Genomic DNA, 19768 nt, shown 5'->3' on the forward strand with positions numbered 1-19768 from the left:
CGCCGGCTCAGAGATCGACCTTGCCGCTTTCGCCGCCGTCGTAGCGATCGCCGGTGATCTTCGACTTCACGAAACTGAACGCCGTCGCGATCTTGCCGCCCGGGGTGTCCCAGTACTCGGCCGAATCCGCGGTGAACTTGAGCACGCCGACAGCGGGGTCGCTCGGGCCATCGGGGAACCATGCCTCGACCACCGGATTCCACAGCTCCTCGATCTTCGCGCGGTCTTCGACGAGTCGTGCCGTGCCGGAGAGCGACACCCATGCGTCGTTCGAACTCAGCGAGACGTTGGCGTGAGAGTCGGCAGCGAGATCTCTGATCGGCGAGGAGGTCTTCGAGACGAGGAACCACAGGTCGCCGTCGAATTCCGCCTCCTGCACGGTGAGCGGGTGCGCGACGAGCGAGCCGTCGGGGCGGTGGGTGACGAACATTGCGAATCGGAATTTCTTCACGAGTTCTGCGACCTTCGTGCGATCGTCGGTGGAGTCAGTCATGGCGTTCACCTTTCTCTTCCGTTCCATCTGTCGCGGCCAACGATGCGCTCTTTCCGCGCTCGCGGGAAAGGGGTTGAAAGCGAAGCGTGCGCGGGTTACGGGCTCCATGGTCGCTACTCGCGATCTTCCGTCTCGGCAAGGGTCTCCTACCCACGAGGCAGATGTCGTACAAAGGACTCTGCGACAGATGGGAGGCCCGGACATGGCCGCAGGAGACATCGAGACGTTCCATCAGAACGGCACCTGGTTCAACCGGATCGAGGGCGAGTCGCGCACGCTCGGTGCGGGCTACGAGAACCGTGAGGATGCTGTCGCAGCGGGCCGTGAGGCAGCCGTCGCCCGCCAGGTCGAGCACTCCGTGAAGAGCGAGGAAGGCCCGTCGGACGATTACAGCCCCTACGGAACCAATCCGCGCGACCGGATCGGCTGACAGAAGCGCCGTCATGTTGATCCAGGCGTGCGTCAACGGAGTTCGAGACGTCACAGAGCATCATCGGCTCAGCGCCGACGAGCACGTCGTTGCGACCGAGGCGGCTCGCGCAGTCGCGGTCGGTGCAGGGGCGATCCACGTGCACGCGAAGGATGCCGAGGGGCGCGACAGTCTCGACGGTGTCGATGTCGCGCGGTGGCTCACCGCGGTGCGGAGTGCGTGCCCCGGCATCCCGATCGGCGTGACGACCGGAGCGTGGGCGGCGCCGGACCTCGAGGAGCGGCTCGCCGCGATCGCCGCATGGACGGAGCTGCCGGACTTCGCGTCGGTGAACTGGCACGAGGACGGTGCTGACGACGTGGCTGCCCTGCTGCTGAGCCGGGGCGTCGATGTCGAGGCCGGACTCTGGGATGCCGAGGGAGCAGAGGCGTGGTCGCGCTCTCCCGTGCGGGGTGAGTGCCAGCGGGTGATGGTCGAGCTGCCGGACATCCCCGTCGCGATGGTGCGCAGCGAGGCGCAGGATCTGGCCGCTCGGGTCAGACGAGTGGAGCAGGCCGTGCCCATCCTGCTTCACGGCGAGGACCTTTCGACCTGGGCCGCGTTCGATCTCGCCGTGGAGCACGGATGGGACACCCGCATCGGGTTGGAGGACTGCCTCACATTGCCCGACGGAAGGCACGCGTCTGGCAACGCCGCGCTGGTTCGGGCGGCGGTGGAGAGAATCCCCGTGCGGTGAGACTGTGCTTCGTTCCCGCACCGATCAGGCGCGCCCTGTCGTGTGCCTCGAAACGGCGGCGGACGGCTCAGAACGCGTAGGCGACTTGGTGCAAACCGTGCTGCGCGGTCGCCTGCTCTGAGGCCGACACGCTGACGGTGACGGGCGTATCGTGAAGCTTCAAGAACTCCACGTACATCGCCATCGACGTCGCCTCGTGCACCTGCTGGATCGGTGCAATGTCATGAGCGCCAGACCCGTTGATGAACTCGATCAGTGCGAGCCAGTCGGGAAACGCGACAAAGACGTTGGCTCGGCCGCCGAATGCTTCGACGCGCTCGAAGACGGTGTTCAGGTCGTCGTCCGGAAGCGCGACGACGACCGGTCGCGTACCGTCCTCAGCGAGGACTGGAAGAGGCTGAATCGTGGACCGGCGGGCGACGGTCTTCATCACACGACGAGTTGCGATGTTGCGCGCATCCATCAGTGTCCACCCCCGCAGTTCCGATCGTGGCGATCCTGTACCAGGTCGTATCCCCGGTCGAAACATTCTTGCACGTCGACATGGGAGTACAAGGGGCGCAGGTTCCGCGCATCGTTCGACTTACGATGGCCGGTCACGTGCTCGTGAAAGTGTCCGTGCCCGGTATCACAGGAGTACTGCTCTTCCCACGTCTCCAAGTCAACCTTCTTCGCCCACACAATCGCGAAATAGACCAGCGCGAAGTTGGAGGACACAAGGCGCTGCACGATGCGGCATCCGCACACGAGGTCCGTCGGATACGTCTCCTCGAGGAGGGCGAGATCGTTCGGCGCCTCGTAGAGGCTGAACTCGGTCTTCGCCCGATTGGCGCGCGCACGCTTCGCGTTGTGCATCCGCTCTTGTTTTCGGGCCATGCCGGGAGCGTATCGACTGCTTCGGACGTCGAGATCAGGCTCAGCGCTTGCGGGCTTCACGGATTGAGCGCGCTCTACTGCACCGACCACCCACCATCACTCGCGAGCACCGCTCCGTTGATGTTCACAGCGTCGTCGCTCAGCAGGAACGTGATCGACGCGGCGAGGTGCTCGGCCGTGGCGACGGTCGGGATCGCCTGCTGGAACGGCGCGAGGCGCGCGGAGCCGGCCTCGGACATGTTCGGGGGCATCGGGATGCCGGTGGCCACACCACCTGGAGCGACGGAGTTCACGCGGATGCCCTTCGGCCCGTACATGAACGCCGCGGACTTCGTGACTCCGATGATGCCGTGCTTGCTAGCCGTGTAGGCGTTGCCCGACGCGTTGCCGCGCAGGCCCGCTTCGCTCGCGACGTTGAGGATCGCGCCGCGGCCGGCGGCTTCCATGACCGGGAGAACCGCGCGCATGAGCTTGAACGGAGCGGTGAGGTTGATCGCGATGACGCGGTCCCACACGGCATCCGTCGTCTCGCCGGCGGGCGAGAAGTCGTCGTTGATTCCGGCGACGTTGGCGAGGCCGTCGATGCGGTCGCCGGCTGCGGCGAGCACGGCGTCGATCGCGTCCTGCTTGGTGAGGTCGCCGGCGACGGCAGTGATGTCGACATCCGGGAGTTCGGCCTTGAAGGCGTCGAGCTTGTCGGCGGCGATGTCGGAGGCGATCACGCGGCCGCCTTCGCGGGCGATGCGGGATGCCGTGGCCTTGCCGATTCCGGATGCCGCGCCCGTGACGATCACGGTCTTGCCGGCGAAGCGTCCGGCGGTGATCTGCTCGGTCCAGCCTGTTGCTGCGGCCTTTTCGAGGATCTCGCCGCCGTTCGCGGCGCGGACTAGGTCGTCGACGACCGACTGCGGCATCGCGCCCTGGCTCAGGGTGACGAGCTGCTGCAGCGGCAGGCCGAGAACCGGGGTGAGGGATTCGGGGTCGGCGCCGGACTGCGCGAGGAGCCCGCGGACGAGGTCGCCGCCCGTCGGGTCGTTCAACCATTCGCCGATGGTGGAGTGTGCGGTCAGTGCCATGATTCCTCCTGAGGTCGTATTCCGTATAACGCAACGCACCGTCTACTTATTGCATCGTACGCCCGATAACCTGGATCCGTGCCTCGTCCTCGCAGCGAAAAAGCCCGCCAGTCGGTTCTGGCGGCGATGCGTGCCGCGCTCGCGTCGGACGGATACGCGTCGGTGACCATCGAGGGTCTCGCCGCCGAGGCCGAGGTGTCGAAGCAGACGATCTACCGCTGGTGGTCGTCGAAGGCCGCGATCCTCGGGGAGGCGCTGCTGGAGGGTTCGCTGCCGACACCTTCCTTACCCGTGACGGATGACTTGGGTGCCGACCTGCGCGCCTGGTTCGCGGCGATGTCCGCCCAGGCCGGCAATGGCGCCAGCGTGGAACTCGCGCGGGCGCTGATCGCGGTGACCGCGACGGATGCCGAGCTCGGCGCCGCCCTGAACAAGAGGCTCGCCGACCCGATCGTGGAGCAGATCGTCGCGCGGCTTACGGTCGCAAAGAATGCGGGGCAGGTCCGCGAAGACGTGGATGCTGCGGCCGTCGCAGATCAGTTCATCGCGATGTCGTCCTACGCGGCGCTGCTGGGGCGGCCGTTGGATGAGGGGCGGCTGGATGCTTTGGTGGAGGTGCTGATGCGGGGGATCGGCGCTGGCGGCTGAGGGTCCGAGGTGAGCGGCTCGGCGTGAGCAATTGCGGTGACAGTGGGTTCAAATCCCACCGTCACCGCCAAAATGAAAGCCCCGATTCTCCTAGAAAGCACTGGGAAGTCGGGGCTTTCGTCATGTCCGGGAACGGGCCGCGGTAATGCAGCGGTAACAGAATTCTGGAGAGGCTCATCGCAGATGAGCCGCGTTCTGGAAGGATCGAGCCATGTCCGCCCCCTCTACAGCCGATGTGTTCTGGTCTTCCCACCCGATGCTCATGACGGCAGGTGAAGTCGCGCGGTTCCTTGACCGGACCGAGGTGACCGTCGTGTCGCTCGCACGGAAGCACGAGATCGGGGCGTACAAGGTGGCGGGAAAGTGGCTGATCGCACCGATCGACCTTCGTGGCTTCGCCGCCGGAGATGCGCGTGCGATGAAGTCCGACCTGCGCCTCGTGATCGAGCCGGCGCCCGAGTTCACAGGAGATGTCGGCGGTGCGCTGTCTCATCTGCCAGAGCGGTTGTCCGCGAGTGCGGTGGCGGAGGTGTTGCGCGTCGAGGTCGCAAGGCTGAGTGGCCTCGGGCTCGTCGCCGGTCCAGACGGGAACATCGAACAGGAAGGTGTCGTGGCATACCTCCGTTCTGTGTCGAATTTCGGGCCGCACTACTCGGACGCTTCCTGACGCCAACGCGCACAGCAGGCCACGAGTGCCAACGCATACTCCAGTGCGACAGCGCCACGCTCACTCGCAGTGTCGGCTGCATACGCCAGAATGAGTTATGCGGAAGGTGATGATGACGGGAACCACAATGATCGAGCCGCGGCACATCAAGTCTCGGGAGCGGGTGCGCGACCTTGGTGAGGTCTATACGCAGCCGCGTGAGGTGAATGCGATGCTCGATCTCATCCCCGATGCCTTCACCGACATCGACACGCGCTTCCTCGAACCCGCAGCCGGCGATGGCAACTTCCTCGTCGCGATCCTGGGACGGAAGATTGCAGCGATCGACGAAGTGAAGCACGGCGGGAGCGTGTACTGGTATGAGTTCGCCCTGCTTCGTTGTCTCGCCTCGATCTATGGGATCGACATCAGTGATGAGAACATCGACGAGGCTCGCGAACGGATGAGCGCGGTCATGGACGCGGCACGTGTCTTCCGGGGCGAACCCGCGACCGCGGGCTTCGACGGCGCCGTCGCCGCGATCCTCGCAACGAACATCGTCGTGGGCGACTCGCTGAATGGGGCGGATCAGATCGTCTTCGTCGAGTACACGCCGCTCCCGGGAGAACACTTCCAGCGTGTGCGATCGGAACTCGAAACTCCCGCGATGGACCTGTTCTATGAGCCTCCAGCCGCATTGCCGACGATCCACTACTCGGAGCTCGGCGCATGATCGCCGGGCCTGTCGCAGCATGAATGCGCCAAGCGATGCGCATGTTCCCGACGTGCTGGAGACGCTCGCTCAGCTGCCGAACGACGATGTCTATACCCCGCCGAAGGTCGTCGACGCGATGCTCGACACCTTGCCCAAGCACGTCTGGGCAGAGCCCACCTACCGGTGGTTGGACCCTGCCACGAAGTCGGGTATCTACCTGCGTGAGGCTTTCCGGCGGCTCATGGCTGGCCTCGTCGAGTGGGAGCCGGACGGAACCAAGCGCCGCGAGCACATCCTCAAGAACATGCTGTTCGGCGCTGCCACGACGCAGATCAACGGCGAGGTTGCCCGCCGCTCTCTCTACCAGACAAAGAACGCGACGGGCACGGAGATCGAAGACGTCTCCCTACTCGACCTCGTGATCAGCTTTGATCAGCCCGACGGCAACGTCCCCTTCGTCGATACCGAACATACTTTCAGAGGTGAGGGAACCAACCGGCGCTGCATCTGGTGCGGCGCGCCCGAGGCGCTAGTTCGTGAGAGCCGTGAGCAGTTCGCCTACTCGTTTGTGCACCACTCAACTATCGCGACAAGATGATCAACGACCGTCGTCTCGCGAAGCTGGTAGACAACCCCAAGCTCTTCGACGTGTTCCCGGGTGTCGAAATCAAGGGCGGTGTGTCCTACTTTCTGTGGGACCGCGAGCACAACGGTGACTGCGAGTTCTCGACTCGCATCGACGGCCGTGTCGTCTCCACCGCGACCCGTGACCTTCGCGAGGGGCACGGAGTCGTGATCCGCGACAACGTTGCGTCGGCACTCGTGCACAACGTGACGAAACACTCGAACGGGAGCGTCGAGGAGTGGTTTTATCCATCTCTTGCTTTCAACCAGGAGTGGCGGACTAACTACCGTGGCGAGAGCGACAGCCACTTCGCGGGGTCCGTCCCGCTCATCCACAACAGCGGCGTCGGTTACGTGTCGCCCGAGAACTTCGAGCGCAACCTGGACCTCGTCAACAAATGGAAGGTGCTGATTCCCAAGGCGAGCGACGGGCACGGCCGTGAGGTGTCGTACGTGATCGGGGAGCCGATCGCTCTGGCGCCGGGTTCGGTCTGTACGCAGTCGTACTATGTGGCTGGCGCGTTCGATTCCCGCGACGAGTGCGAGCATTACGCGCAGTACCTCTGCACCAAATTCGCTCGGTTCCTAGTGCTCCAGAGGAAGGCGACTCAGGACATCACATCAGAGAGGTTTCGCTTCGTGCCGGCCCTGCCCATGGATGCGCTCTGGAGCGACGAACGTCTCTACGCTCATTTTGGCTTAACAGACGCTGAAGCTGCCTACATCGATGCGAGCATCCACCCGCGGGAACCTGTCTTCTCGCTCGACTCCGCTATCCCAGCATCCCATCTTGCGGGAGGAAGCAAGCACCGCGCTGGCGACGTTGCTGTCGAATCCGACGATGAAGGTGATGACGAGTGAAGACCGACGTCGTAAAGCCTAAGGACGTCTTCTACAACCCGACGCGCCTTGTCGTACCGCTCTTCCAGCGTCCCTACGTTTGGTCGAAGGAAACGCAGTGGAGCCCGCTCTGGCAGGACATAGTTCGGCTGATCGAGGTGATCTCTCAGCACAACCAGACTGCGACGCACTTCCTGGGGGCGATCGTCATCCAGCAGGTGCCAACGACTCTCGGCGCCCTGCCCACCTGGAATGTCATCGATGGTCAGCAGCGCCTCACGACGTTGCAACTGCTACTCGACGCGCTGCACGCAGAGCTCGAACGTCGAGGGTGGGCGCAGTTGGCCGGCCAGATTCTGCCGCTCGTTGAGAATCCGTCCGACTATCGCGACGACGAGAACGATCGCTACAAACTGTGGCCGACTAATCGCGACCGCGACGGGTTTACCTCGGTGATGTCGGCTCCGACACCGGTCGATTACTCCGCACTCGTCAAGTCCCGACTTGGTGACGCGCACGAGTTCTTCGCGGAGTCGATCGCTGGTTGGCTCGGGGACGATAACGCGGCTGAACGGCGAGCACGGATGCTCGTGGCCACCGTCATGGATCGGCTGGAGATCGCGAGCATCCGTCTTGATGCGAATGAAGACGCACAGGCGATCTTCGAGACGCTCAACGCGCGGGGCACGCCTTTGTCGGCCGCTGACCTAATCAAAAACTTCGTGTTCCAGAATCTCGCAGGGACACCACATGACGCCGAGCAGGCCTACCTGAACTATTGGGCCGAGTTCGAGACGCCTTGGTGGGAGAAGGAGATCACGACCGGGCGCATCAAGAATTCACGCGCGTCGCTGTTCCTGTGGCAGTGGCTCACCGCCCGCACCCTCATCGACTTCCCGATTCGTGAGGTGTTCACGCAGTTCAAGCACTATGTGAACACCGTCGCGAAGGACATCGGCGTGCTGCTTCCACACATTAAGGCTGCGGCCGACCGGTATCGGTCGATCATCGAGGGCTCCGAGAACGTCAACGGCCAGCTCAGCCGACCGGAGTTGTTCAGCTACCGTGTCGGGACGCTCGACTCTGAGATCGCCCGTCCGCTGCTCATCTGGCTCGACGAGCCGGAACAGGCGTCGGTCCCCGTTGCTGATCGGGAGCGCATTCTCGAGATTCTTGAGAGCTGGTTCGTCCGCCGCGCGCTGGTCAAGGCGCCCTCACAAGGTTCGAACCGGTTCATCATCGACCTGATGCAGCATCTCAGCACGCAGCCGCACGACGCGCTCCCTGACGCGACCGAGGCATACCTCGTCGCCAATCACACAGCCGTTGGATACTGGCCGGGCGACGCCGAAGTCAGGGAAGCGTTGACCGGAGCGACAACGTACTGGAAGTATCTGCGGGGCCGCCTGCGCATGGTTCTCGAAGCGCTTGAGGACGCGAAACGCGGGTACCCGAGCGGGAAGCAGCTCGCGATGGGACCGGTCGTCCGAAGCAAGGGCACCATCGAACATCTGATGCCGCAGGGATGGCGCAAGCACTGGCCCGCTGAGCTGACCGACGAGCAAGAGGCTGCACGAGACCGCATTGTCCAGCAGCTCGGAAACCTCACCCTGGTCACCCAGAAGTTGAACAGCAAGATCAACAATGGGCCGTGGCATTCAAAGCGAGAGCACTTCCTCAACCATGACGATGTGTTGATCACGAAGGATGCGATGAACCTTGCGCCGAAGAGCTGGGGCGAGACGGCGATCGAGCAGCGCACCGCGATGCTCATCGATCAGATTCTTGATATCTGGCAAGCGCCGGCGGGGCACGTTGGTCTCGGGGGAGGCGCCACCGTCGCGCCGGCGACTTCTGTGACCGTCGACATCGCGCAGCTGGTCTCGTCGGGCTGGCTGGAGGTCGGCAGTGAGCTAACAACCCGGCACCCGAGATCGATGCACGCGGGTGTGCGTGCATCGGTGGCTCAGGACGGGCGCATCTTCATCGGCGACGTGGCATACGCAACGCCGTCCGCGGCGGCAGTGGCGGTGACCGAAACCGACACGAACGGCTGGTGGTGGTGGGTGGTTGCCGCCACCGGAAAGTCGCTTCAGGATCTCCGAGCTGAGTACCTGGCGAGCGTCGGCGAGGCCGACGCGGATGTCGTAGACGAGGTCTCCGACGACGTTCATGCACTCGACGCGGACGACCCTGAGCCGGCCGAGGAAGACACCGCGTGACCAAGTACATCTATGCCTATACGCATGCTGGAAACGCGAAGCCGTGGACTCGGCCGAGTGGGCAGGTAGGGGACACCTGGATCAAGGTCGGCGAGACCGTCAATCCGGGAATCGACCGCGTTCGCCAGCAGGTGGGAACTGCATTCCCAGGTCTTCATGGCGTCCAGATCCTCTTCCATTCCGAGCCCGCGCTACGTGCTGACGGCACCGAATTCAGCGACCGTGGTGTGCACCGTGTCCTGCGGAATGCAGGAATCGTTAATCCGGGCGGCGAGTGGTTCGAGGCGACTGAGGCTGAGGTCTGGGCAGCGATCAGATCGCTGCAGCGCGGGCTTCCGTTTGACCCGACACGTGTCCAGGACTTTGAGCCGCGGCCCGAGCAGAGACGTGCCGTCGAGCTCACGGCGGCGTTCTTTCGCGCGCACGGGACGCCAGAACTCGCAAGCGCACCGAAGTTCTTGTGGAACGCGAAGATGCGTTTCGGAAAGACCTTCACGACCTATCAGCTCGCGAAGGAGATGGGCTGGACTAAGCTGCTCATCCTCACCTACAAGCCTGCGGTGCGAAGCGCATGGCGCGACGACCTGTTGGGTCACGTCGACTTCATCGACTGGCAATACGTCGACCGCGACACCCCGCCTTACGAAGCGGATGCGCTGGTCGACAGTGGACGGCCAACCGCTTGGTTCGCGTCTTTCCAGGACGTCATTGGCCGCGACGCGAACGGCAAGCCCAAACCTCGAAACGAGACGCTCCATATCGTGGATTGGGACTGCATCGTCATCGACGAGTTCCACTTCGGCGCCTCGACCGCAGCAGCCCGGGAAGTCTACGACCCGCAGGACAGCGCGGAGGCAGCGCTGGCGCAGCTCTTCGAGAGGGCATCGGACGAGTCGAGCGACACGGACGCCGACGTCGTGCCAGAGCTCGACTACGGGCTGAAGACGAAGTACCATCTTCACCTGTCCGGCACGCCGTTCAAGGCCATCACCAATGGCGACTACGACGACTCTGAGGTATTCAACTGGACGTACATCGATGAGCAGCGCGCGAAGTCAGAATGGAACCCCAAAGCAGGACGCAATCCGTATGCGGAGTTGCCCCAGATGCGTATGTACACGTACGCGATGGGGGCGCCAACGGGCGACTGGGTCGATGGCGGCGAGTTTAATGGGTTCGACCTGAACACCTACTTCAAGGCGAAGCGAGTGGCGGGTGCCTATGAGTTCGAGAAGCCGGACTACGTGGCATCATTCCTGGACCTCATCCGTGGGAAGAAGGCGCTACCCGAGCGGATCGAGGACGGGGACGATGCAGATGCACAGTTCCCCTACGAGGCCGCTGAGTTCAAGGAGGCGGTGAAGCACTCGGTCTGGTACATGCCCGACGTTGCCGCCTGCGAGGCAATGGCAGCTCAATTGCGCGCAGACCCGTTCTTCTCCACATTCGAGATCTACGTCGCTGCCGGCGCGAAGGCGAGGATCGGGGCGCTGGCCCTTCCGCCGTTGCAGGCGGCGATACGACGTGCGGATGAGACCGGAAAATCGGGGTCGATCACGCTCTCGTGCGGAAAGCTGATGACAGGCGTGACCGTCCCCGAGTGGTCATCAATATTCATGCTTCGCTCGCTGAAAGCTCCCGAGTCCTACTTCCAGGCGGCGTTCCGGGTCCAGTCGCCATGGAAGGTCGACGGCGAGATCAAAAAGCAAACCGCCTACGTGTTCGAGTTCGACCCGAACAGGGCTCTATCGCTCATCGCTCTGTACGGGACGGAACTCGCGAACAACTCTGCCGACAAGAAGGCAACGCAGGCGTCGGTGCTGGGCGAGTTGATCAACTTCCTCCCGATCTTCGCGATCGATGGTGGCCGGATGGAGCAGCTCGATGTGCAAGCAATCCTCGACTGGGCGCACGGTGGCATCGGTGCAAACGCCCTCGCGCGACGCTGGAAGTCGACGGACCTGTACAACCTCAATGGGGTCACGATGGACCGACTCCTTCATGACGCGGACCTCATCGCAGAGTTGGAGCAGATCGAGGACTTCCGGAGCATTCGGGAGGAGGCCGAAAAGATCGTCACCGCGTCGAAGAAGCTTGCCACCGTCAAGCGCGACGGCGGGGGCGCGAAGGAGCAGCGCCCACACAAGAAGGCGATCGCGGATCAGCGTAAGGACATCCGAGCCAAACTGAAGAAGGTTTCGGCGAAGGTCTTGATCTTCATGTACCTCACCGACTTCCGCGAGGAGCGGCTGAAGCACGTCATCGAGTCACTCGATACCGAACTCTTCCTCCGCTCGACGGGGCTCTCGCTCGAGTCGTACGGCAAGCTCACGGAGATCGGCGTCATCGATGTCGGCAACATGACCGACGCCATCCAGAAGTTCCGCTACTTCGAGAAGAAGAGCATCGAGGCGCTGGTTGGATTGGATCGTGATGCCTGAACGATTGCGCCCTCAGCGGACCCAGCGTCGAGGCCGTTAGGGACGAGCACATGCATCCAGATTGGTTCGATTGGCTCAGCCTTGCGGTGACCGTGCTTGCGGCGGTTGTGCCGGCGTGGCTCGCCATCGCCCTGTGGCGGTCGGATCGTCAGAGTTCAATCCGCGAACGCCGCAGCGCGGCGACGCGCGAGTTCACGCACCTCCTCGCAACAGGCGACCCAGTTCTTGTGCGTTTCCGTGACCTTGGATACTTCGCCGAGACGATGGGTCGAGGTTCTAGTCCGCTCCTGCAACTGATTCATCGCTACATGGAGTGGGACCGGGATGAAGAGCGCGAGGAGGAGCGCCAGGTCAAGGGCGGCGAGATTCAGAAGTCGCGTGAACCGCGATTGGACTTGTCGGTTGATGCCAACACCGCGATCTTGCGCTGGAACCGTGACGCTGACTACCGGGCTGACCTCACCGAAGTCGTTCTTGCCAACGGTGAGATTTTCCCTGCCGAAGAGGACAACCGAATCATCTCTCCGACCACTCGTCGAGCCGCCGAGGATGAGATCCTGAGCGACCCCCGTGAGTACCGTGAGTGGCTGGCGGGAACGAGGCTTGCACCGGGCCGCATCCGTCGTCGTCGGCTGCTTGAGCGGCTGCGCTTCTGGCCCACGGGCACCGTGGTGCTCACGGAGCCGCTCAATCCGGCTGCGACCAAGGACTACCTTGACAACGACGAGATCGACGGCGACGAATGGCTGCGCGAGCGCTCGACAGTTCCGCCCGAAGAGCGCGACTGGTAGCGGCGCTACCTCGTCCAGAGCGGCAGTTCGTTCCAACCTTTGGGGAACCCCATGGTGTTCTCAAGAGTCATGCCGCCCACGGTTCCGAGCTTGTTCGCCTGTGTCGCAAGGGCTGACCACGCCCAAGTGCTTGAGGGGTTCGAACCCACGTGTCGTGCGCAGCCTTCCCCTCGCAGGTGCGCTCTCGCGTGTCGGATCATTCCGATCCGATGCGATGCCGAGCAGGTGTTGCGCGACGAGTAGGCACAGCAACTCAACATCGTTGAGTGCAGGTTTGCGCCCTGCACGATGATCCCGCGTGAACCCGATCGCGGGCAGGATGCGGTCATCGAGACAGGCCTCGAATCGCAATATCGGGTGGCTCTGAACCGCAATATTTAGTGGCCCTCAGACCTCCAAATACGCACACCGTCGCGCCGCCGAGTTGAGGGTTCGGGCTGGTCGCTTCGTCGGCACGGGGGATTCGAGCGGAAGCCACGCGCGAGACTGTTGCGCCAGCCGTCGCGCTCTTTGCGACGGCTGGCGCCCCCTATTCATCCGCAACTGACCACGGCGTACGGGCCGGTCGATGTGTTTGTCTTCCGCAGCTCTCCGTTGACGTAGATGTTGCACGTGATGTTCGAGCCGTTCATCGTCTGCGCGTTGAAGTTCCGATAGTCCGACTCGGTCTCCCAGGTCTTCTTCCAGGGTAGTTGCGCGTCTGTTGCCTGGCTGATGTCGAAGGTGCCCGGCGCAAACCAGGTGATCGTTGCCCGAGTCCCGTCGCCGACGACCTCGTATGCGACAGTGGGCGGAACTAGGGTGAGTTCGATCGCCTTCGCGGGGTCGGCGATCGTTCCTGCGGCCGGGCTCTGCTTCATCACCCGGTGTGTGCCGTACGCTGACCCGTCCACGCTGAAGTCGGCGTCCTTCAGGATCGTGACTGCATTCCCTTCAGTCTCGCCAACGACATCAGGGACCTTGACGCCCCACTTCAGCTGCACGCTCGAGCCGATCGGCAGTTGCCCGTCTGCTGGGGCTGGATCCATCGTTCGAACGAGTATGGCGCCTGCCGCGTGGGTGAACGGCATGGATGAGAACCCGGCGGCGAGTCCGACTGATTCGAGCTCCGTTTTCGCCTCGTCGAAGGGCATCCCAACGACCTCGGGTACATCCACAAGCGGGGTGTCGAGGACGACTTCGAGCATCGTCCCGGCGTGGACTGTCGCGCCGGCCGCGGGCGTTTGCGAGAGAATCGTCCAGTCTCCGTAGCCCGAAAGCTGCCGAATCAGCTCGTTCTCAGACCTCAGGTCGAGGTGCGCCTCGAGGGCGCGATCGCGTGCCGCATCAAAAGCTAGACCGACCACATCAGGCGCGGATGTTTCCGCAAGCTCAATTGCGATGACGAGAGCCGTTCCGGGACGAACCCGCTCGTCCGGCGTGAGGGACTGTCGCGTCACCTCGCAGAAGTCCGACAGCGGGGGTTCTATCGTGCACTCCACGTCCGAAGCAGCATCGTCGCTCTCGTATTCGAGCCCCGCGTCGGTGATCGCTTCCAGGGCTTCCGCACGGGCTTGGCCTACGACGTCCGGAACGGCCACCCTGTCAAGACTGTCGACTACTATGATCGCGGCGACGACTGCCAGGACCAGCGCGACGAGCCCACCGAGCGCGAAGTAGTGAACTCGCCGTGGCGGCCAGAACCGGCCCCAGAACGTGCGGTTAACTCGATCCTCGACGATCGTCACGTGCGCCTCCCCCAGCGACGGCTCCAACGGTTCTTCAGGAGCGCGATGAACGGCAACGGGCCGGCGCACCTGCCATGAGCTTAGCCAACGATCGACAGGCCGTTGGCGCCCCGCCCCCTTCCTGCGCGGACGCCCCGTGCAGGAAGGGGCCCCCAGGAGCCCTCAAGCACACGTAGCCAGCCGTGAGGTCGCGCAGCACGGTGCCGCACTGCTGAAGTGTCACTCGGCGTGATTGCCCACTCGCCTGCAAGAGACGGGTTCTTACGCATCCACCCAGCGGCGACGAACTCAGAGCTGGCAGACCGTCAGTTTGTAGCATCCCTGGGCAAGCTTCTTGTGTTGAGCTCTGACTCGAGGTGCAGGGGGAGTCGCGTGCCGGACACGCCAACGGGATTGGGATGCGAACGCAAACGGGGGTTCGGGCAACTGGCCCGGACCCCCGTTCACGTATAGAGCCTTACGGCTGAACGAAGACCTCGTCAGCGAACATCCCGGGGCTTACCCGGATCAGCGCGGTCTCACCGTCCGGCACGAGGAAGGCCTCTGAGCCCGTCGCCGATGCGCCGTTGTAAAGCTCGTCCATGCCGAAGCCGTCTTCGAGAATGACGATGTTGTCGTAGCTGTTAACGACGTTCCCTGCGCTCGTGACGAACGCGACGCTGGCCTCGGCGGCCAGCCCCGACTCGTCACCCGTGTAGGTGACGGTGTAGTTGACGACTTCGTAGTGCGAACCCGCGGGAGCAGGGTCGTTGAAGCCGTTGGCGGCAACGGCAGCAGCACCGTCGACCGTGTGGCTGTTCACGACGACGGTCCAGTCCGATGAACTGATCTGAGAGCCGAGCGGGTACGGGTTCTCACGCGTGCCCTCGGCCGCAGCATCCGCCGGCTCTTCCTCGGCAGCAGCCTCGGCATCCTCGTCGGCGGGCTGCGAGACCACGGTGTCGCCGCTGCCGAACTCCTCGTCGAACGCCTCGCTCGCCGCATTGGCGACCACGGCGAAGAAGACCACGAAGCCGACGATCGTGCCGATGACGGAGAGGACCAGGCCGACGACGCCCATCCACTTGCGGTCGCCCTTGAGGAACAGCGAAACGATGCTGATCACGAAGGCGATCGGCAGCAGGATCCAGCCGATGATCAGCGCGCCCGGCACGCACGCGAAGACGAATCCGACGGCTGCGGTGATGAGCGCGATGAGCGCCAGGACGTTCGTCTTCTTCGGTGTGGTTGCCGGCGCGTCAGCCGGCGGCATCGAGGGAGGCATCGGCTGCGACGACGGCGCAGCGGGAGGGGTGGGTACGGACATGTGATTCCTTCAGGAGTGTGCGCGGAGCACCGGCCTGCCCCACGACGGATGCCGTAGGGCGCGCAGGTTCGCACGCACTCAGATGCTGCTCTGAATCAGGGTATGAATCGGGAGCGCGGGTAAGGCTCCGTGGTTCGTGCGGACCGGCTTGGAATCACAGTATCGAAAGGTGGGGACATTGGTTGCGCCCCACGTTCGTGGATCAATCCCAGCGACCATCATCAACGTGGCCATCACTTCCTGCTGCATGATCGGCTCATCCAGAATCGCATGCGGAACGCCACCGCGAACTAGGCTCAACCCGTGCCCTGGAGAACCGTCGAACTGCGCGTCGACCGCGACAGCGTCGCGATGGGCGATGACGTCGAGTCCCACGCGAGAACAGTGACCGTCCCACGCGGGACGCCGTTGAGCGTTGCGATCGAGCAGTCTTCACCTGAGATCAGAGCCCGAGGCTGGTCGTGGGTCGCGGTCGTGGACCGCGAGGTCGTTGCCGTCTGGTCCGTCGATCACGGAGCACAACTGCTCGTCCAAGACCGCAAGCTCACTCGCGGCCCGGTCGACATCCACTTCCGGTACTTCGTTCAGATCGACCCCGGCTGGCTCTTCGATCGCCTGGCGCAGGGCGCTGCGGCCAACCGCCGCGAACTCGAAGCGGAGTACGCGCCGATCGCGCGCGAGAGGTACCTAGCCGAACTGCGTCGCCGCGAGCGCGTGATCGATGCCCGACTGCTGAGCGCCGAGTGTATCGAGGCTATTCAGCACCTCGGGGCCGTCATCACTCTGCATGCCGACGTCGCCTGCGACTTCACCCACGCCGGCGACGCCTGGGCGGTGCGCCGCGCCGACACGATGCTCCAGGTGTTCGTCGGCGGCGGGGCGCCGTTCGCGTCGATTCGACCGCACGCCCTCGGTGAAGCGTGGCTCGTCGGAACCCTCGGCGCCTCCGCGCGCATCGCGGCGGGTCTGCCAGACCTGCCCGACGTCGACCCCCTGCCGGGCCTGGAACTCACCCAGCACGGTGGGCGCTGGATGTCACACGGAGCGACGGTCGTGCAAGTCAGAACAGAACTCGCGGCCCGCGTCGCGAGACTCGTCTTCGGGCGTTCAGTCGCTGAGGTGCGGGCACTTCTCGAGGTCTGAACCCGTTACCCGACGTCCCCGAGTCCACCACCGCTCACGGAGCCGTGTATCCACCATCCACGAGGTGGTAGCTGCCGGTGATGAAGCTTGCGGCGTCGCTCGCAAGGAAGACGATGAGGTTCGCGACCTCGTCGGCCTGCCCGAGCCGGCCGATCGGATGCTTCGACACGAGGAACTCTCTCGCCTCAGCATCCATCTGCGCCAGCAGAGGAGTGTCGATGAAGCCGGGACCGACCGAGTTCACACGCACGCCCTGCGCCGAGTACTCCAGCGCGGCCGTCTTGGTCATTCCGACGACGCCGTGCTTCGCCGCGACGTACGCGGGGGAGGTGGCGAAGCCGACGCTGCCCAGGATCGACGCGACGTTCACCACAGATCCACCGCCGTTGTCGAGGATCGAGGGGATCTGCGCCTTCATGTTGCGGAACACCGCGTTCAGGTTGATCGCGATGACCTTGTCCCAGTCATCGTCCCCGTACTCGGCAGTCGGGGCGGCCGCGCCGCCGATGCCGGCATTGTTCACGCCGATGCGCAGAGGGGCAAGGCTGTTCGCCTGCTCGATGGATGACGCGATCCACTTGGTGTCGGTCGCGTCGCCCGGGGATGCCTCGGCGACACCACCTGCGGCGCGAATCTCGTCGACCACCGACTGGGCCGCCTCGGCGTTCAGGTCGTTCACGACCACGGATGCGCCGTTCTGCGCCAGCAGCAGCGCGGTGGACTTGCCGATGCCGCTCCCTGCTCCGGTGACGATCGCCGATCGGTCTGAAACGTCGTATTGCGCCATGACGACTCCCTCCAGGGCGAGCACTGCACCGGGAGAGCTTCTCGGTCGGTCCGCCCTCCTCGACCATACGTCGCGTGCGCATTCGTCGCCGTGGCCTTGACATTGACGGGTGCGGCCGTCGGCCGTCGCCGTGATCTGCCGACGGCCGCCCCTTCTACCGCTCTTCCGGCTGCTCCGCCCCGACGAACTCGCCCTCGCGCGCACCACGACGGTTCGGGGCTTCGACCTCGGCGGCATCCAGGAAGGCCCGCGCCACAACGGCGCCCGCAGCATCCGTCGCCCAGATCACGAACCGGCCGGCACCGTCGCGCGCGGGCACGCCGAGCGGCACAGCATCCGACAGCGCGAACGGGGCGACCTCGAAACGAGACGTCGACGCGAACCCGGCCGAGGGCAGGGCGTCCGTCGGTGCACCGGCCGGCACCCACGCGCCGTGCACTGCGACCGACACGGTCGAGCGCCCGTGGTGCGAGACGTGCACGTCGAGGTCGAACGCGGACACCGGCAGCGCCAGATCGGCGCCGGCCCGGGAAGGAACTAGATCGAGCACGAGCACGGTCTCGGCGTTCACGTCGGCCGGGACGCATCCGCCCCAGTCCTTCGTCCGCCGATCCTCGGTCAGCAGCCCGGCGCACTCGTGCTCGACATCCGAGAACTCGGTGTACACGTACCCGGAGTAGCGGTCGTGGCGACGCAGCTCCTGCGTCTCCCACCGCAGGTGCCACGCCCGCTCGAGGCTTGTGAACCCCTCGCCGTACTCGCTGTTCAGGATCGGCACCCCGGTACGCGGGAACGACGCCGACCCGTAGAACGACTTGTCGACGGTGAAGTCCGGGCCCAGACGCACGGGGAAAGTCTCGCGCTCACCGGAGGCCAGGTCCTCCACCGCCTGCTTCCACGTCGCGAGGTCAGGCTCGTAGTAGTGCCAGTCGACGAGGTCGCTCTTCACGTGCGACCAGCCGGAGTTCTCCACGATGGGCCTCGTGTCGTCGAGCGCGCGCAACAGGCCATAGGCCCGCACTGCGGCCTCGGCGCGAGCGGCGCTGCCCGGGATGTCCCAGTCCAGGCCCCACTCCTCGTTGTACAAGCCCCAGATGACGATGCTCGGGTGGTTGCCGTCACGCTCGACCATCGCGGGCAGCTGCGCCTCGAACGCGGCGGCGGCCTCCGACGAGAAGCGACTCGGACACGCGGGCTCCGCCCACACGAGCATGCCGGTGACATCGGCCTCCTGCAGCCAGATCGGGTCCTCGAACTTCAGGTGCTTGCGCACGAGGTTGTAACCGAGCTCACGAGCCAGCGCGATATCCCGGCGCAGCGCCTCGGCATCGGGCGCCGTGAGACCGGTGTCGGGCCAGTACCCCTGGTCGAGCACGCCGCGCACGTACAGCCGCGACCCGTTCAGCACGAGCTCCTCGCCGCGCGTCTCGATCCGCCGCAGGCCGGTCGTCGCGATGACGCGGTCCGCGAGCTCGCCGTCGCCCACCGTGATCTCGACGCGGTACAGGTGCGGATCCTCCGGCGACCACAACCGCGGCTCGGCGAACTCGATGCGACCGGAGGCGTGCCCCGTAGCATCCGAGACCAGCTCGACCGCGACCCCGTCGACGAGAGCCCGCACGACCGTGCCGCCCACCTCATCGCCCGCCAGCCCGACAGAGATGTCGATACCGGTCAGGCTGTCGCCGCGCAGCGCGACAGTACGTGCGTAGGTGCGCCCTCGCGCTTCCAGCCAGACCGACTGCCAGATGCCCGAGGTCGGCGTGAACGAGACGCCGTCGTAGTCGTCGCGAGGGATCGACCGCTGCTTGCCGTGCGCGATCGCGCGCTTGTCGGCCGGGGCCTCCACCTCGACCTCGAGCTCGGACGCGACGCCGGAAACGACGAAGTCGGTGACGTCGAACTCGAACGACTCGTAGCCGCCGACGTGCTCGCCGATCGTCGTGCCGTCGATGCGCACCACGGCACGGTGGTGAACGGCGCCGAAGCTCAGCACGACACGGCGACCCGTCCACTCGACCGGAACGACGACCTGCCGACGATAGACCCCGCGCTCGAGCCACGTGCGGCGGATGCCCGACGCCTCGCTCTCCCAGGCGAACGGCACCGTGATGTCCGACCGGATGCCGTCGGCCTCGAAGTCCCAGCGGCCGTTGAGCGTCAGCCAGCGCTCCGAGCGGTCGCGGTCGGGCCGCGGGTACTCGGGCCGGGGGGCGGCTCCGGTCTCAGAGGAGACGAGGGCCTGGTCGGTGATGGAGAGTGACACG

Annotated in this window: 19 protein-coding genes; 11 read left to right on the forward strand and 8 right to left on the reverse strand. The window is 64.7% G+C overall.

Annotation, left to right across the window (positions count from 1 at the left end):
• Window positions 1-7: 7 nt before the first annotated feature.
• The gene (locus IM776_RS00765) at window positions 8-493 is read right to left on the reverse strand and encodes a pyridoxamine 5'-phosphate oxidase family protein (RefSeq protein ID WP_194421199.1); all 486 of its coding nucleotides are present in this window, start codon (window positions 491-493) and stop codon (window positions 8-10) included.
• A 187-nt stretch (window positions 494-680) separates the two neighbouring features.
• Here IM776_RS00765 and IM776_RS00770 point away from each other — a divergent pair, with 187 nt between their 5' ends.
• Together IM776_RS00770 and IM776_RS00775 are read left to right on the forward strand one after the other, a co-directional pair.
• On the forward strand, window positions 681-923 hold the full coding sequence (locus IM776_RS00770) for a DUF2188 domain-containing protein (RefSeq protein WP_228479836.1): 243 nt from the start codon (window positions 681-683) through the stop codon (window positions 921-923).
• A 13-nt stretch (window positions 924-936) separates the two neighbouring features.
• On the forward strand, window positions 937-1659 hold the full coding sequence (locus IM776_RS00775) for a 3-keto-5-aminohexanoate cleavage protein (protein ID WP_194421200.1): 723 nt from the start codon (window positions 937-939) through the stop codon (window positions 1657-1659).
• A 67-nt stretch (window positions 1660-1726) separates the two neighbouring features.
• On the opposite strand, the gene IM776_RS00780 is transcribed toward IM776_RS00775, so the two are convergent.
• The 3 genes from IM776_RS00780 to IM776_RS00790 all read right to left on the reverse strand — a co-directional run bounded on the left by IM776_RS00780 (window position 1727) and on the right by IM776_RS00790 (window position 3611).
• Window positions 1727-2122, reverse strand: coding sequence for a hypothetical protein (locus IM776_RS00780; RefSeq protein WP_194421201.1), 396 nt, complete (start codon window positions 2120-2122; stop codon window positions 1727-1729).
• Window positions 2122-2535: a hypothetical protein gene (locus tag IM776_RS00785; RefSeq protein WP_194421202.1), complete on the reverse strand. Its 414-nt coding sequence runs from the start codon at window positions 2533-2535 to the stop codon at window positions 2122-2124. Before IM776_RS00785 ends, IM776_RS00780 begins: the two co-directional genes overlap by 1 nt.
• Before the next feature lie 74 nt (window positions 2536-2609).
• Complete coding sequence (locus IM776_RS00790; RefSeq protein ID WP_194421203.1) at window positions 2610-3611, reverse strand: SDR family NAD(P)-dependent oxidoreductase; 1002 nt, start codon at window positions 3609-3611, stop codon at window positions 2610-2612.
• Window positions 3612-3689: 78 nt separating this feature from the next.
• Here IM776_RS00790 and IM776_RS00795 point away from each other — a divergent pair, with 78 nt between their 5' ends.
• The 8 genes from IM776_RS00795 to IM776_RS00825 all read left to right on the forward strand — a co-directional run bounded on the left by IM776_RS00795 (window position 3690) and on the right by IM776_RS00825 (window position 12538).
• Window positions 3690-4259: a TetR/AcrR family transcriptional regulator gene (locus IM776_RS00795; protein ID WP_228479837.1), complete on the forward strand. Its 570-nt coding sequence runs from the start codon at window positions 3690-3692 to the stop codon at window positions 4257-4259.
• 211 nt (window positions 4260-4470) lie between these two features.
• Window positions 4471-4926, forward strand: coding sequence for a helix-turn-helix domain-containing protein (locus IM776_RS00800; RefSeq protein ID WP_194421204.1), 456 nt, complete (start codon window positions 4471-4473; stop codon window positions 4924-4926).
• A gap of 112 nt (window positions 4927-5038) precedes the next feature.
• Window positions 5039-5638 (forward strand): DNA methyltransferase family protein, encoded by a 600-nt coding sequence (locus IM776_RS00805; RefSeq protein ID WP_194421205.1) that lies wholly within the window; start codon window positions 5039-5041, stop codon window positions 5636-5638.
• 52 nt (window positions 5639-5690) lie between these two features.
• On the forward strand, window positions 5691-6218 hold the full coding sequence (locus IM776_RS15815; RefSeq protein WP_228479838.1) for a hypothetical protein: 528 nt from the start codon (window positions 5691-5693) through the stop codon (window positions 6216-6218).
• Window positions 6215-7105 carry a class I SAM-dependent methyltransferase gene (locus tag IM776_RS15820; RefSeq protein WP_228479839.1) on the forward strand — a complete coding sequence of 297 codons (891 nt, stop codon included), beginning with the start codon at window positions 6215-6217 and terminating at the stop codon, window positions 7103-7105. The genes IM776_RS15815 and IM776_RS15820 overlap by 4 nt, the downstream gene beginning before the upstream one ends.
• Window positions 7102-9306, forward strand: coding sequence for a GmrSD restriction endonuclease domain-containing protein (locus tag IM776_RS00815; protein WP_194421206.1), 2205 nt, complete (start codon window positions 7102-7104; stop codon window positions 9304-9306). The genes IM776_RS15820 and IM776_RS00815 overlap by 4 nt, the downstream gene beginning before the upstream one ends.
• A complete protein-coding gene (locus IM776_RS00820; protein ID WP_194421207.1) occupies window positions 9303-11747 on the forward strand; it encodes a GIY-YIG nuclease family protein in 2445 nt (814 codons plus the stop codon). Before IM776_RS00815 ends, IM776_RS00820 begins: the two co-directional genes overlap by 4 nt.
• A 50-nt stretch (window positions 11748-11797) precedes the next feature.
• Window positions 11798-12538 carry a hypothetical protein gene (locus IM776_RS00825; protein ID WP_194421208.1) on the forward strand — a complete coding sequence of 247 codons (741 nt, stop codon included), beginning with the start codon at window positions 11798-11800 and terminating at the stop codon, window positions 12536-12538.
• A gap of 533 nt (window positions 12539-13071) precedes the next feature.
• On the opposite strand, the gene IM776_RS00830 is transcribed toward IM776_RS00825, so the two are convergent.
• A complete protein-coding gene (locus tag IM776_RS00830; protein ID WP_194421209.1) occupies window positions 13072-14265 on the reverse strand; it encodes an MmpS family transport accessory protein in 1194 nt (397 codons plus the stop codon).
• 457 nt (window positions 14266-14722) lie between these two features.
• The gene (locus tag IM776_RS00835) at window positions 14723-15571 is read right to left on the reverse strand and encodes a hypothetical protein (RefSeq protein ID WP_228479840.1); all 849 of its coding nucleotides are present in this window, start codon (window positions 15569-15571) and stop codon (window positions 14723-14725) included.
• Between the two features lie 303 nt (window positions 15572-15874).
• Here IM776_RS00835 and IM776_RS00840 point away from each other — a divergent pair, with 303 nt between their 5' ends.
• On the forward strand, window positions 15875-16714 hold the full coding sequence (locus IM776_RS00840; RefSeq protein WP_228479841.1) for a hypothetical protein: 840 nt from the start codon (window positions 15875-15877) through the stop codon (window positions 16712-16714).
• Between the two features lie 34 nt (window positions 16715-16748).
• Here the strand turns inward: IM776_RS00840 and IM776_RS00845 are convergent, their stop codons facing one another.
• Both IM776_RS00845 and IM776_RS00850 read right to left on the reverse strand, forming a co-directional pair.
• Window positions 16749-17501 carry an SDR family NAD(P)-dependent oxidoreductase gene (locus tag IM776_RS00845; RefSeq protein ID WP_194421210.1) on the reverse strand — a complete coding sequence of 251 codons (753 nt, stop codon included), beginning with the start codon at window positions 17499-17501 and terminating at the stop codon, window positions 16749-16751.
• Window positions 17502-17655: 154 nt separating this feature from the next.
• On the reverse strand, window positions 17656-19767 hold the full coding sequence (locus IM776_RS00850; protein WP_228479842.1) for a glycoside hydrolase family 2 protein: 2112 nt from the start codon (window positions 19765-19767) through the stop codon (window positions 17656-17658).
• Window position 19768 lies beyond the last annotated feature (1 nt).

Source organism: Microbacterium abyssi (genome assembly GCF_015277895.1).
GTDB lineage: Bacteria > Actinomycetota > Actinomycetes > Actinomycetales > Microbacteriaceae > Microbacterium > Microbacterium abyssi.